Here is a 12,204-nt window from a genome sequence, read left to right as displayed (position 1 = left end):
TGCATCATAGCCACCGGCGCCACCTATCGGGCGTGTGACGCCTCGCCTTTCCGAACGCATCTGTTATACCCGAGCGCCCGAACGGACGGGTATGGAGTCCCTCGAAGCCGAACTCGATCACGCGCGCGCGCTCTCGGTCGCGGAACTCGCCGACGCCATCGAGTCGATCGGTTTCGAGTGCACTCGGTGTGGGGCCTGCTGTAAGGCCGCCGAGCCGGTCGACGGCGACGGTGACCGCGAACCGCACACCGCCACGGTGTTCCCGGACGAGATCCGCCGATTACGGGCGTCCGAGGAAGCCCGCGACCGCGAGTACGACTGGCGCGACGTGGCTCGCCCGATGCCGTACGGCCTCGCGGAGACGGACGACGGCGACCACGCGGGCGAGACCTTCGAGTGGGCGATTCAGACGGACGACTGCGGCGACTGCACTTTTTATACCGAATCCGACGACGGGACCGGCGCGTGTACCGTCCACGACGACCGGCCGCTCGTCTGCCGGACGTATCCGTTCTCGGTCGGCGGCTCCGGCGGCGACGGTCTCGGGACCACGGAGCCGATGGGCGGCGTCGTCGATCGGGCTGGCGCGGTTCGCGCGCACGAGTGCGAAGGGCTCGGCCGCGACATCCCGCGCGAGGACGCGGAGGAACTGGCCGCCGCTCTCAAAGAACGGGCCGTTCGTGAACTCGAGGAGGCCATCGGGGTCCGGGACAACTACCGACCCACGGACGCCGACGGCGTCGTGGTCCACGACTCGGAGGGGCAGAAGCGTCCGGACGGAACGCCACTCGACGAGACGATATAAATACGCGCCGAATACGATGCGAGAGCTATTTAAGTCGCCGGGCGCGCCGCCTGCGTCGAGCAGCGGACGGGCGGCCGTCAGTTTCGTCCCTTCGAAGGCCTACGTTCTCGTCCCGATAGCCGATACCTTCTATACCCGGGGCCGATATGTCGAACCAGAAGCTCTATGGAAATCTCTGAAAAGCTCCTGTGTCTGTTTAGCGCGGAGGTCGAAGAAGCCGACGACCGCTTTGTCGTCGAAGTACCCCGCCGCGAGATCGAGACCGGCTCCATCGGTGGCGGCGAGACCTACCGCGTTGCGCTCATCTCGGCTGACGGTGAGGTCGCCTCTACCGATTCGGAGGTCTCGGACGTCCCGTCCGACGAACCGCAACCACCCGTCGAGGCCGGCGAGATCCGCTACGTCGAGATCGAGGACCTCGGAAAACAGGGCGACGGCATCGCGCGCGTCGAGCGCGGTTACGTCATTATCGTCCCCGGTGCGGAGGTCGGCGAGCGCGTCAAGATCGAGGTCTCCGAGGTCAAATCCAACTTCGCGGTCGGCGAGATCATCGAGTAGCGATACCTTTCGGAGGGTCGGTTTCGCCCGTCGGTTTTCCGCACCGTGAAAATACGATTTATAACTTTCGACCATTTATCAGGCGACAAACAGCGAACTTTCGATTCTTACGGCGCAGCCTTGCGGTTTTAACCCGGCTTAATCCCGGTTGATCGTGGCAGATTCGGCCTCACGATCGTTCATTTATATACCGCTCTCGACGCAAGAAGGGAACACGATGAAACGAACCAGCACACTCCTCGCGGTGCTCGTCGTCGTCGCGATGGTTGCCACCCCGGCGGTCGGTGCCGTCGCACAGGAGACCGACGCCGAGGCGGACGAGACGACCGACGAACCGGCGCCCGGCGAACGCCTCTCCGGTGTCGTCGGCGTCCAGCGCGCGGAGTTCGACGGCGAGATCGAGCGGAACGCGTTTTCGATCGCGCTCGAACGCGCGGACGATAACGCCACCAAGGCCAATCGCATCGCCGAGAAACTCGACGAAATGCAGGTTCGACTGGCCGAACTGGACGAGCGAAAAGCCGAACTCGACACCCAACGCGAACGCGGCGAGATCACCGAAGGCCGGTATCGCGCTCGGATCGCGACGCTGGCGACCGAGCTCGACACGACCGAACGCCAACTGAACCGGAGTAACGCGACCGCCGCGGAACTGCCCCCTGAGGTACTCGAAGCGAACGGTGTGAACGTGACCGCTATCCAAACGCTCTCGAAGAACGCCAGCGAACTGCGCGGCGGCGAGGTCGCCGAGATCGCGCGGGGTATCGCCGGCGATCGCGGGATGGCCGATCGAGGTGTCGGTGATCGGGGCGTAGACGACACTCGGAACGGTGACCGTGGAACTGACGGCTCCAACGTCAGCGGAGCGGACCGACCGTAGCTCCGAGTAGCCAGTCTCCCAATAGCCGAGAACGGCGGCGGGTCATTCCGAACGCGGATCCTCCTCCGGCAGCGAGAGCACGTTTTCACGACCCAGCCTGAACCCCTCTAACTCCCCACTCTCGCGGAGTTTCTTCGTGATCTGACTCGTCTTCGCATCGGTCCATCCGAGCTGTTCGGCGACCGCTTTTTGTTTCATCCGGCCCCCCTCACGCTCGATGAGCTGAAGGACTTGCTCCTCGTTGCTCAGTAGCTCTGGGTCCGGTTTCGCGGCCGGTTGGGCGCCGACTGTCTCGTTCTCTGACTCCGCGTCGTCCTCCCCCGTCGGTTTCTCGTGGCGTCGGTACGCGAGGAACACGCCCGCTCCACCGAGAACCACCACAGCGAGCGCGCCCACGAGCGTCGGGAGGTTCGACTGGTCCCCGTCGTCGGCCGTCGATCCTCCCACCGGCCCGAGTTCGACTCGCGGTTCGTCCCCACCGAACTCGACCGGACCGTTGTAGACGACGGAGCTCTCCCGTGTCTCATCCGGCGTGGGTGACGCTCCCGCGAGTTCGTAGCCATCGGGCCACGAGAGCAGCAGGGACGTCTCCTCCTCGAAGAACAACCCGGCGATCGCGTCGCCGACGAGCAGGCGATCGCCCTCGATCGCGGCGAAGCTCGACCACCGGAAGCGGTAGGTGAGGACGCCGTACGCCTGTGGAAGGTCGCGTCGCTCCGCGGCGACGGTCATCTCCGTGATCGCCATCTCCCGGCCGGTGGCGTTCTCGGCGCTCCCGGCCGTCCCCTCCATCCGGTCTTGGAATCGCTGAGCGTACGGCTCGGGATCGGCGTCGATATCGCCTTCGAGGTCCTCGAACGCCTGCTCGTCCTCGTCGGTTTCGAGCCGCGTCCGGTACTCGATGGTCCAGACGGCGTCCCCGTTCTCCTCGACGGCTATCGACAGCAAGATGTCGTCGGGATCGATACCCTCCTGGGCGAAGGCGGAATCCGATGGCGCACCCATCGTCGTCCCGACCGAGACCAGCAAAAAGCAGGCGAACAGTGCGGCAGCGTGTCCTCGATGCACGGTCGTTGGGATGGCGCCGGCGTATAAATGAATTGTTGCCGATCGCTCGCCCCCTCGGGCCGATATTCCCCCGATTAACTCGACTTAATTCGGCTTAATCCGGGCTCAGAGGCGCTTAAAACGGCAACATTCGACTTCACGGCGTTCCCGTATTAAGGGAGTCCGGAAAGAAGGGGCGAGTGCGATGAGAGCGAAACAACTGGTCACGATTGCGGTCGTAACGACGCTCCTGCTCGGCGGGATGGCGGCGCTCGGTGGCGCCGCTCCGGTCGATCAGGCGAACGAGAACGCCACGGACGCCCACGACGGTGCGGCAGCCGAGTCGGACGCCGCTGCGAACGAGCGCGCTGGCAACGCCGACGGCGTTGGTCCAAGTGACGGCCTCCCCGAGCAGGTCCCCGATCACGTGGGTGACATCCACGATCGAATCGACGCGTTCTCGAACGGCTCGATCGACCACCTCGGCGAGTCGCTCAGTGAGCTCCTCGGCGACGATACGCCTGCTGGGGACGCTGACGGCGAGTCGCCCGATACCGGCGAGGAGGAAACCGACGACGCAGACAGCGACGAGCCTACCGACGACGACAGCGACGCCTAACCACGCCTCGAGCACCGTTCGTTTTCGATCCGTACCAACCAACGCTCGTTTTTTCAGCTGCTGTCCCCGATAGAACCGCAAAACCGCACGACTACGGTGTGTTGACCGACTGTACCAAACCGCCTTTTGTGGTCGCTCCCGTCGGATGTGATATGAGCGCGACGGCATCGGCCGCGGCGACCGAACTCACGGACAAACAGCGTCGGATTCTCGCGTACCTGCGACGCGAGGGTCGAACCAAGACGTACTTCAAATCCCGGCTCATCGGCGAGGATCTCGGACTGTCGGCCAAGGAGGTCGGCGCGAACATGAGCGCCATCTGCGAGGGGGCGTTCGACGTCGACGTCGAAAAGTGGGGCTACTCGTCGGGGACGACCTGGAAGGTCAGCGTCTAGGGGTCGTAGCTGACGAACTCGTCGGCCGCGTCGGCGAGCTCGACCGCCTCGGGGCCGAACGAATCCGCGTACCGCACGACGAGGATCAAAAGCGTCTCGGGCCGCTCGACGGCGTACCCGTCCGTTCGAGAGAGGAGCCCAGCGGATTCGAGCTTCGCCGCGTACTTCGAGACCGAGGATCGCGACACGTCCGCCGCCGCCGCGATCTCGCTTCCCGTCACCTCCGGATCGCGGAGCAACGCGACGAGCATCCGTCGAGGCGTCTCCCGGCGGAGGTAGCCGAGCGCGCGCTGCTCGAACGCGGAAAACCGCCCGGCGGGGAAGTAGCGCTTGTACTCGCCGTCCTTCCGGTGCTCGATCGCGTCGTCGCGTTCGAGCCGCCGGAGGTGGTGTTGGGTCTCGCCGGTCCCGAGTTTGAGGTCGTCGCGAAGCTTCGAGAAGTGTGCGCCGGGTGTCGCCGCGAGGTAGCCGACGATCGCCTCGCGGACCTCGCTCGCGTCGTCGGTCGAGAGGCGGACGAGCGGGGTCGCCGCTCCCAAGGCGGCGAACCGCTTGAGCGTTGCCCGCTTTCCCTCGTCGACACCCCCGTCGGTCATTGCCGGTGGTAGGCGGGAACGCGATAAAACAGCTTCGGGACGGCGAACCGTCCGTCGACGTGACGGTCAGCTCGTCTCGGTTTCGAGGTCGTCGGCGCTCTCGTCGCCGTTCGCCTCCGATACGTCCCTGTCCATCTCGGCGATGACCTCGTCGGGATCTTTGATATTCGCGGGATCCGCGCCGGCCTTGATCGCCTCCGCCTCGGCTTCCATCTCCTCGACGTTCATTTCGGCCTCCTCGTCGATCTGACCGAGGATCTCCTCGATGTCGTCCAATCCGAGCATCTCGCGCGTCTCCGCGTCGAAGTCGAGCCCTTCGAGCAACTGCCCCTCGGTCGCCACGTCGCTGCCGGTGAGGTGTTTGCCGTAGCGGCCGACGAGGGAGGTGAGTTCCTGCGGGAGGACGAACGTCGTCGATTCGCCCTGACCGATCGCTTCGAGCGTTTCCATCCCGCGTTCGATGATGGCGCGTTCGCCCATCGACTCGGCGGATTTCGCGCGAAGGACGGTCGAGATCGCGTCACCCTGCGCTTCGAGGATCTGGCTCTGTTTTTCACCCTGTGCGCGGATGATGTTGGACTGTTTGTCACCTTCGGCCTTCTCGACCGCACTCCGGCGTTCTCCTTGGGCTTCCAGAATCATCGCGCGGCGGCGGCGTTCGGCGGAGGTCTGTTGCTCCATCGCCTGCTGCACTTCCTGGCTGGGGTTGACCTCCCGAACCTCGACGCTCTCGACTCTGATCCCCCACTCGTCGGTGGGTTCGTCGAGTTCCTTTCGGATCTTCGAGTTGATCTGCTGGCGCTTGTTCAGCGTGTCGTCGAGTTCCATGTCGCCCAACACGGCCCGAAGCGTGGTCTGTGCGAGATTCGAGACGGCCTTCTTGTAGTCGTCGACCTCCAGAAACGCCTTCCTGGCGTCCATGACTTTGATGTAGACGACGGCGTCGGCGGTCACTGGGGAGTTGTCGCGGGTGATCGCCTCCTGGCGGGGCACGTCGAGCGTCTGCGTCCGCATGTCGAAGGTGTACGTACGCGAGACGAACGGCGGAATGAAATTGATGCCGGGTTCGAGCAACTTACGATACTCGCCGAACACCGTCAGCGCGCGCTTCTCGTACGCGTTGACGATCTCGACGGCCTGATACACCGCGACGATCGCGATCGCGAGCAGTAGGAGAGCGACGACCGGGAGGACCGTTCCACCCAGTTGGAGCGGAGCGAACATACCCCAATTTGGGGCGACGTGTCAATAAGCGTTCGGCTGGAGAACTACCGGCCGACGCTCGGACTATTGGATGGGCCGTCCGTCCTTCGTCTCCGGCGCGATGTGGTCGATGAACGACTCGACGTCGGGGTCGTTCACCCGCACGCGGACGTGCAGGGCACCGAGTTCGCTCTCGCCACCGACGGCGAAGTTGACGACGCCGCGAAAGGCCGCCTGCTTTTTGAGGTCGAAACTGAACGTGTTCCCCTCTTGCCCGGAGAAGAACGCTCCGCGGGCGGTGTCGAGGATCGCCTGCTCGTGGAGGCGTTCGGAAAAGCGATCCAGCGAGTGACACGTGGCCAGCAGTTCGCCCGGATGCGTCTCGACCTCCGCCTCCGGAAAGAGATTCGAGATCGCGTCGGCGACCCTCTCGGTGACCTCCGTGTCGTTGACCGGCGCGGTGATCTGGACGTCGATGCTGTAGATCACGCGTCGAGCACCTCCCGTACCCGATCGCGGAACGCCTCCAGCGTCCCGGTGTTCTCGATCGTCACGTCGGCGCGCTCCAGCGCCTCGCCCAGCCCGAAACCCAGTTCGCGTTCGTCGCGGGCGGCGAGCGACTCCCCGTCCTCGACGTTGTCGCGGCTGCGCTCGTCGATTCGCGTCCGTCTGATTTCGAACGGCGCTTCGACCCCGACGAGTGTGAACGACTCGCCAAAGCGCTCCTCGAACACCTCGACTTCTGCGTCGGATCGAACGCCGTCGACGACGACCGTCTCGCTCTCCTCGAGCGCCGTCTCGATGTGTGGCAACGAGGCCTCGGCGATCGCGGTGGGGCCGCGTTCTTCCCGCAGCGCGCTTGCGACCTCGCCGTGGTGTTCGGCCGGATCCAGCCCGCGCTCGCGGCACTCGGCGCGAATCACGTCGCCCATCGTCACGACCGGGACGTCGGCGCGCTCGGCGACGGCTGCGAACTCGCCCTTGCCGCTGCCCGCCAGTCCCACGGTTGCGATGACTCGCATTCGACCGTGATACGACGAGCGCGCGTTTGAAGGCTTTGTTGTGCGTCCGAAGCCGCCGGCCCAACCCGTGCCGTTTTTGAGGGGCCCACGACTATCCGACTCCGAGGGCACGTAGCTCAGCTAGGACAGAGCGTCGGACTTCTAACCGCGCCGGTGTTCCGGTGTGGGGGGATATCCGATGGTCGTGGGTTCGAATCCCACCGTGCTCGCTTCTGCGAGTAACACGAGCAAAGCGAGCGCCGGATTCGGGCTGAGTCAGTCGTCCGCGACCACGGGAGCGTTCGGCGTCTCCGGTTGGACCTCGGGCTCCACCGATGCCGACGACCACTCCAGGTCCTGCTCGTAGTGGAACGCGCGGTGATTTTGGATCGGGTCAACGACCGTTAGCGAGAGCCAGCCGTTGTCCAGCAGTTCGGCCAGCTTCTCGTGATCGACCAGGACGTCGGTGACGCGCCCGACGGGTGCGTGAACGACCGTCGAGAGGCGGAGTGGCTGGTGGTAGGGTACGTCGGCGTCGGCCATCAGCGACTGGAGCGGGAGGCCGGTCATCAGGTCGCCGCCGTTTCCCTGGTAGACACCGATGTTGCCGACCGGGTTTTGCGTCACCTTCGATCCGCTCCCGTACACCGAGTTATCGACCGTGGAAAAGTAGTACTGGGCGTTGATCCACTGCGTGACGACCATCGGTCCGGTCATGATCGCTTCGAGTGCGTCGCCGTCGAGATCGGTCGACCAGTCGTAGGAGTGGAGGAACGAGCGCCCGTCGAGGTTGAGGTCCTCGGTGAGCGCCCGCGGGCCGATGACGAACGCGGCGTTGCCAGCAAGCCCCCATTCGGGACGCGTCTGGGCCCAGTCCGCGGCGCGGCGCTCCGTCTCGCGAACGCCCGATCCCGTCCCGTTCATGTCCGCGGCGCGCTCTGGGGCCGCGTTGGCGCGAGCGGTCTCGAGATCGACACGGAGCCGTTCGAGGCCCTCCGCGTGGCTCTCGGGAACGTGACCGTCGTACAGCTCGACCTCGTCGGTGGTCGTGTTGTGCTGGCCGGCGACGAACACGGTGTCTTCGGGCACGTCGATCCCGCGGTCTCGGAGTCCGTCCCGAACGGCCCCGTCGTTGCAGATCGACGCGAGGACGCGGGCGTTCGGCCCTCCGGGATTGCCGGCGCAGGCGCCACAGTCCAGACTCGCATCGTAGGGGTTGTTGGCCGTTTCGCTGGCGTGACCGGCGAACACGACGAGTCGACCGAACGTCTCCCATCCCATCAGTTCGAAGGCCGTTGCGGCGTACTCGACTCGCTCCTCGAGCGTGAGTCCGACCGGGAGATCGCCAGCGTACGTGTGTTGATGACGAACGATCTGGTCGCAAAACTCGTGGTCGTCCGGTACCGCGGCGTCGGCGGCGCCGAACAGGTCGCGGAGGCGCCCGGGGACGAGCGTGCGACCCGCGAGCGCGAGGCCGTACCCGCTCCCGGCGGCTTCGACGTAGCCGTAGGCCGTGGCGGCGTTGGCTTCCAGCGTCTCGATGAGTTGGCCGGTCGCTTCGCGGATGCTCGACCAGCGGTCGTGTCTGGTCTGCGTGTCCCGATCAGTCGGGATCTCGGTGACGTGATGTTTCGGTTCGAGGATCGGCGGGCAGGCATCGACCGACACGTCGGCATCGTAGCCCCGGTACTCCATCGGGATGCCGAAGAAGCCGGCGTAGCCGTGAGTCTCGTAGTCGCCCGCGGCTTCGATGTGGCGGCGGATGATCTCCGAACGGGTGTCGATACAGAAGACCAGCTGTGCGTCCGGGCGACCCGACGGCTCGTTATCGTCGAGCGATCGGCCCTCGGTGGCGACGCTCTCGACGAGGCCGGTTCGGTAGCTCGCTTCCCAGGCGCTCAGGAACGTTTCGGCGAGTTCATCGACAGCGCCGGGGCCAGGGCTGTCGGGCCCCGTGGACGGCTCGATATCGGCACCGAAGCCGTCGAGCAGCGCGAGTCGGACCGCGAGATACCCCGCCAGCGTGATCGGACACGCGGACTGCCACGGCCCCTCGTCCTCCGCGCGCTGTTTGATGAATCCGGCCCAACCGGGGAGCGCGGCCAGTTGCTCCTCGAATATCGGAACCCACTGACTCTCGGCGTGGGGTTCCAGCACGGCCCCGATGGCCTCGGTCGGCGTCTCCGGCAGGTCGGAGACGACTCCCTTATCGGGGACCTCCGCATCGTACCGCGCGACCTCGCTGAAGGCGGTGTAGAACCCCGCTTCGCGGTTCGGCATCGACCAATTGGCGCTCCCTTCGTCGAGGAAGGCCGACAGCCACTTGCTCAACACCCGATCGACGCGGTCCGCGGCGGTGTCCGCGGCGGTCTCGCCGGCATCGCCGGCTTCTGCCATGCGATCGAGCAGCACATCGGGGTCGTCCTCGTAGCCGGCCTCGGCGAGTTTCCCGTCGAGTATCCCCGGATCTATCTGGCCGCGTTCCAGCGCCTCACGGAACGTCTCGACGCTGGGATAGCCGCGGCCACCCAGCAGGTTTGCCGCCTGCTCGACCGCCTCGCCGAACGGTTGGTTCTCGAACCCCGAAAGGGGGTTTGCCGTCACGAACGAGTGGATCGGCCAGAGGGATCCGACGGTACTCGCTGCTTTGTCGATTCTTTCGTGGATGGTGTTTTCAGTACTCATTGTAGTCCTCCGTGGAGGTCAGCAGGGTCTCAGACGACGGTTGGCTGGCGTTCAGCAGTGCCACGTAGAGTCGCTGACTGTTCTCGTGGACGCCGGTCTCGATGCCGATGTAGATGCCGACGAAGACCGCGGCGATGATGCCGTGGAGAATGGTCAGTTCGGTCGCTGCCGTGTCGATCATCAGGAGCGCCGAGACGCCCTCGTAGACCGCGGCATAGATGACGATGGCGGGAAAGAAGACCAGCGGGACGGCCCCGTAGCGAGCCGTCGTCGAAAGCGAGGTGTGCTGTATCGCGTTCCGAGCGGCGTGGAGCGTGGCGATGACCACGAAGAACGTCAACAGCAGGCCGCTGTCGGCGTTCAGACCCTTACCGGTGAGCACCGCGAACAGGGCGCCGCCGCCGAGGCCGGTCAGTAGCGTCACGACGACGCCGACGACGCTCGTCACGGGTCCCCCCGTGCGTGTGCCCGCTCGACTGGGGCCGATGTGTTCGATCCGCTCGCCCGAACTGAGGAACTGGTAGGCCTTGTAGAAGCCGTGTAAAATGAGATGGGTGATGGCGGCCCCGAAGAAGCCCAGGCCGGCCTGCATGATCATGAATCCCATCTGGCCGATCGTCGAACAGCCGAGCTTGCCCTTGATGTCCGTTTGCACCGATTTCAGCAGCTTCCCCCCGATCGCGCTGGCCCCCCCGACGGCGACCACCGCGAGCATGAACGTTGCGTCGACGGTGATGACGGATGCGAATCGAGCCAACAGGATCCCGCCCGCGTTGACGAAGCCGGCGTGCATCAGCGCCGATGCCGGCGTCGGCGCGGTCATCGAGGAGAGCAGCCAGCCGTGGAACGGAACGAGCGCGGACTGGATCATCGCCGCCAGGACGAGCGCGCCGGCCGCGATGAGCCACACCGGACCGCCGAGCGCGTCGTCGGCCGCGGCGATTCCGGAGACCGTCGTCGCGCCCGTCGTCCACCACAGCGCCGTCAGTGCGACGCCGAGGAGCGCGCTGCTGGCGAAAAAGTAGTTACGGGCGACCCTCGCGGCCGCCTGCGCCTGTCTCCAGCCGCGGGCGGTACCGATGAGCTTCGACATCAGCAGCCCCATCGCAAGCCACAGGAGCCCGAACAGGGCGACGTGGTCGGCCGCGACGAGGCCCATCACGGCCGCGGTGAATCCGAACACGGTGACAAAAAAGCGCGTTTCGTGAGCGCTGCCGGTCATGTACCGGCGCGAGTAGCTGTGGACGATGCCACTGAAGAAAGTAACGACAACCCACATCAGGACGGTCAGTCCGTCGATGGCGATCACGCCGGGAATCTCCCACGACCCACCGACCCGGATTCGGGCGGCAAGCACGGCGATGCTCGCGGCGAACAGCGACCACACGAGCCACGTTAGTGCGACGGGCACGTACGGCGATTTCACCGTCGTGTCCGGGAGCGCTCCGACCGTCGTTTTCGAGCTATGTCCTGACATCGTTCAACCCATTCGGTGACCCATCCCGGCAGCCGAAACGAAATCGGTATGCCGATACTGGTCGTCTTCGACGATATATACGAACAGATCGGTTATTAAATCTATCTATTTTCACAAAGCGTTCGAAATACTCGCATGATAGAACATTATGTTTTTTGAGCCGCGTGATCGGGTTCGAGCCGGTTCGTGGTCGTGTCGTCATCGGGGATCGTCCGATCGAGGCTGTCGGGGCGACGAGGTCAACATCGACCGACCTGTACTGGCGGCGTTCGAAAACGCTCATTACGCCTTTCGGGACGCACAAAACGAGCGGCGGTTGGGTTGTCGCTCGACGAGACGGCGGCACCGCTCGATAGTTCGAACCCCCGGCGAGTCAGCCGCTGACCACTTACCGATCCGTCCCGGTGTCGAACTTGCTGAATGGCGTCATCTCGTGACTCCGGACGAGCACTTCGTCGGCAACGGTGAGTCCCATATCGAGGAGTTCCTGTGCGATGGGGGTAATGTCGCTATCCGACTCGCCGACAGCAGTGACGAGGAGGTTCCGTTCACCGGTGACCAGTTCTTGGACCGACACGACGCCGTCTATCTGTAGAACCTCGGGGATCAGGTCACCCCGCTCGGGTATCGACGCGGTACAATAGAGCAACATTCGGAGCGGATACCCGGCTTTTTGATAATCGACGCTCGCGCTGTACCCCTTGATCACGCCGTCGGATTCGAGGCGCTGAATCCGTTTGCGGACGGTGCTGTCCGAGGTACCGGTTCGCTTCGCGATCTCCCCGGACGACATGTTTCGGGCGTCTTCCTGCAATGCATATAGAATCGCTCTATCCACGTCGTCGATCTCCTCGTCAGCCATACTGGTGTGTCCGCGACAAAGGCACTTACATCTGTACGTTGTTTGAATGCTCCACCGAGTTCGCTACGACCGAAGA

General features: G+C 64.7%; 13 protein-coding genes and 1 tRNA gene. 6 read left to right on the top strand and 8 right to left on the bottom strand.

The genetic code is table 11. The features are described 5' to 3' along the window. Positions 1-91: 91 nt before the first annotated feature. The 3 genes from R6U53_RS05575 (at position 92) to R6U53_RS05565 (ending at position 2,243) form a co-directional block, all read left to right on the top strand. Positions 92-805 carry a YkgJ family cysteine cluster protein gene (locus R6U53_RS05575; RefSeq protein WP_410321373.1) on the top strand — a complete coding sequence of 238 codons (714 nt, stop codon included), beginning with the start codon at positions 92-94 and terminating at the stop codon, positions 803-805. Between the two features lie 165 nt (positions 806-970). Beyond that, positions 971-1,363, top strand: a complete 393-nt coding sequence (locus R6U53_RS05570; protein ID WP_410321372.1) for a TRAM domain-containing protein — start codon at positions 971-973, stop codon at positions 1,361-1,363. Between the two features lie 217 nt (positions 1,364-1,580). Beyond that, positions 1,581-2,243: a hypothetical protein gene (locus tag R6U53_RS05565; RefSeq protein WP_410321371.1), complete on the top strand. Its 663-nt coding sequence runs from the start codon at positions 1,581-1,583 to the stop codon at positions 2,241-2,243. Positions 2,244-2,285: 42 nt separating this feature from the next. Here R6U53_RS05565 and R6U53_RS05560 read toward each other — a convergent pair whose 3' ends face one another. Then, on the bottom strand, positions 2,286-3,311 hold the full coding sequence (locus R6U53_RS05560) for a helix-turn-helix transcriptional regulator (RefSeq protein WP_410321370.1): 1,026 nt from the start codon (positions 3,309-3,311) through the stop codon (positions 2,286-2,288). A gap of 184 nt (positions 3,312-3,495) precedes the next feature. Between R6U53_RS05560 and R6U53_RS05555 the strand changes: the two genes are divergently transcribed. After that, on the top strand, positions 3,496-3,909 hold the full coding sequence (locus tag R6U53_RS05555) for a hypothetical protein (RefSeq protein WP_410321369.1): 414 nt from the start codon (positions 3,496-3,498) through the stop codon (positions 3,907-3,909). A gap of 152 nt (positions 3,910-4,061) precedes the next feature. After that, positions 4,062-4,304 carry a hypothetical protein gene (locus R6U53_RS05550; RefSeq protein WP_410321368.1) on the top strand — a complete coding sequence of 81 codons (243 nt, stop codon included), beginning with the start codon at positions 4,062-4,064 and terminating at the stop codon, positions 4,302-4,304. Here R6U53_RS05550 and R6U53_RS05545 read toward each other — a convergent pair. The 4 genes from R6U53_RS05545 to R6U53_RS05530 form a co-directional block, all read right to left on the bottom strand. Continuing rightward, positions 4,301-4,900: a winged helix-turn-helix transcriptional regulator gene (locus R6U53_RS05545; RefSeq protein WP_410321367.1), complete on the bottom strand. Its 600-nt coding sequence runs from the start codon at positions 4,898-4,900 to the stop codon at positions 4,301-4,303. The two genes, R6U53_RS05550 and R6U53_RS05545, sit on opposite strands and share 4 nt — an antisense overlap. Before the next feature lie 66 nt (positions 4,901-4,966). Continuing rightward, entirely contained in the window at positions 4,967-6,124 is a 1,158-nt protein-coding gene (locus R6U53_RS05540) for an SPFH domain-containing protein (protein WP_410321366.1), read from the bottom strand. A 63-nt stretch (positions 6,125-6,187) separates the two neighbouring features. Further along, positions 6,188-6,592, bottom strand: a complete 405-nt coding sequence (locus R6U53_RS05535; protein ID WP_410321365.1) for an RNA-binding domain-containing protein — start codon at positions 6,590-6,592, stop codon at positions 6,188-6,190. Next, positions 6,589-7,125 (bottom strand): AAA family ATPase, encoded by a 537-nt coding sequence (locus tag R6U53_RS05530; protein WP_410321364.1) that lies wholly within the window; start codon positions 7,123-7,125, stop codon positions 6,589-6,591. The genes R6U53_RS05535 and R6U53_RS05530 overlap by 4 nt, the downstream gene beginning before the upstream one ends. 105 nt (positions 7,126-7,230) lie before the next feature. Here R6U53_RS05530 and R6U53_RS05525 point away from each other — a divergent pair. Next, positions 7,231-7,334, top strand: a tRNA-Arg gene (locus tag R6U53_RS05525). 46 nt (positions 7,335-7,380) lie between these two features. On the opposite strand, the gene R6U53_RS05520 is transcribed toward R6U53_RS05525, so the two are convergent. The 3 genes from R6U53_RS05520 to R6U53_RS05510 all read right to left on the bottom strand — a co-directional run bounded on the left by R6U53_RS05520 (position 7,381) and on the right by R6U53_RS05510 (position 12,128). Next, positions 7,381-9,789, bottom strand: a complete 2,409-nt coding sequence (locus R6U53_RS05520; RefSeq protein ID WP_410321363.1) for a DUF2309 domain-containing protein — start codon at positions 9,787-9,789, stop codon at positions 7,381-7,383. Then, complete coding sequence (locus tag R6U53_RS05515) at positions 9,779-11,266, bottom strand: proton-conducting transporter membrane subunit (RefSeq protein WP_410321362.1); 1,488 nt, start codon at positions 11,264-11,266, stop codon at positions 9,779-9,781. The genes R6U53_RS05520 and R6U53_RS05515 overlap by 11 nt, the downstream gene beginning before the upstream one ends. A gap of 388 nt (positions 11,267-11,654) precedes the next feature. Then, positions 11,655-12,128: an Lrp/AsnC family transcriptional regulator gene (locus R6U53_RS05510; protein ID WP_410321361.1), complete on the bottom strand. Its 474-nt coding sequence runs from the start codon at positions 12,126-12,128 to the stop codon at positions 11,655-11,657. Positions 12,129-12,204 lie beyond the last annotated feature (76 nt).

The sequence above is a fragment of the Natronomonas sp. genome, from assembly GCF_046483325.1.
GTDB lineage: Archaea > Halobacteriota > Halobacteria > Halobacteriales > Haloarculaceae > Natronomonas.
Note: the sequence above shows the minus strand (reverse complement) of the source record. Positions and strands in the feature narration are given on the sequence as shown.

Excerpts from the sequence above, each read along its gene's own strand:
- R6U53_RS05575 (WP_410321373.1), top strand. The coding sequence starts at position 92 with ATGGAGTCCCTCGAAGCCGAACTCGATCACGCGCGCGCGCTCTCGGTC.
- R6U53_RS05570 (WP_410321372.1), top strand. The coding sequence starts at position 971 with ATGGAAATCTCTGAAAAGCTCCTGTGTCTGTTTAGCGCGGAGGTCGAA.
- R6U53_RS05565 (WP_410321371.1), top strand. The coding sequence starts at position 1,581 with ATGAAACGAACCAGCACACTCCTCGCGGTGCTCGTCGTCGTCGCGATG.
- R6U53_RS05555 (WP_410321369.1), top strand. The coding sequence starts at position 3,496 with ATGAGAGCGAAACAACTGGTCACGATTGCGGTCGTAACGACGCTCCTG.
- R6U53_RS05550 (WP_410321368.1), top strand. The coding sequence starts at position 4,062 with ATGAGCGCGACGGCATCGGCCGCGGCGACCGAACTCACGGACAAACAG.
- R6U53_RS05545 (WP_410321367.1), bottom strand. The coding sequence starts at position 4,900 with ATGACCGACGGGGGTGTCGACGAGGGAAAGCGGGCAACGCTCAAGCGG.
- R6U53_RS05540 (WP_410321366.1), bottom strand. The coding sequence starts at position 6,124 with ATGTTCGCTCCGCTCCAACTGGGTGGAACGGTCCTCCCGGTCGTCGCT.
- R6U53_RS05530 (WP_410321364.1), bottom strand. The coding sequence starts at position 7,125 with ATGCGAGTCATCGCAACCGTGGGACTGGCGGGCAGCGGCAAGGGCGAG.
- R6U53_RS05520 (WP_410321363.1), bottom strand. The coding sequence starts at position 9,789 with ATGAGTACTGAAAACACCATCCACGAAAGAATCGACAAAGCAGCGAGT.
- R6U53_RS05515 (WP_410321362.1), bottom strand. The coding sequence starts at position 11,266 with ATGTCAGGACATAGCTCGAAAACGACGGTCGGAGCGCTCCCGGACACG.
- R6U53_RS05510 (WP_410321361.1), bottom strand. The coding sequence starts at position 12,128 with ATGGCTGACGAGGAGATCGACGACGTGGATAGAGCGATTCTATATGCA.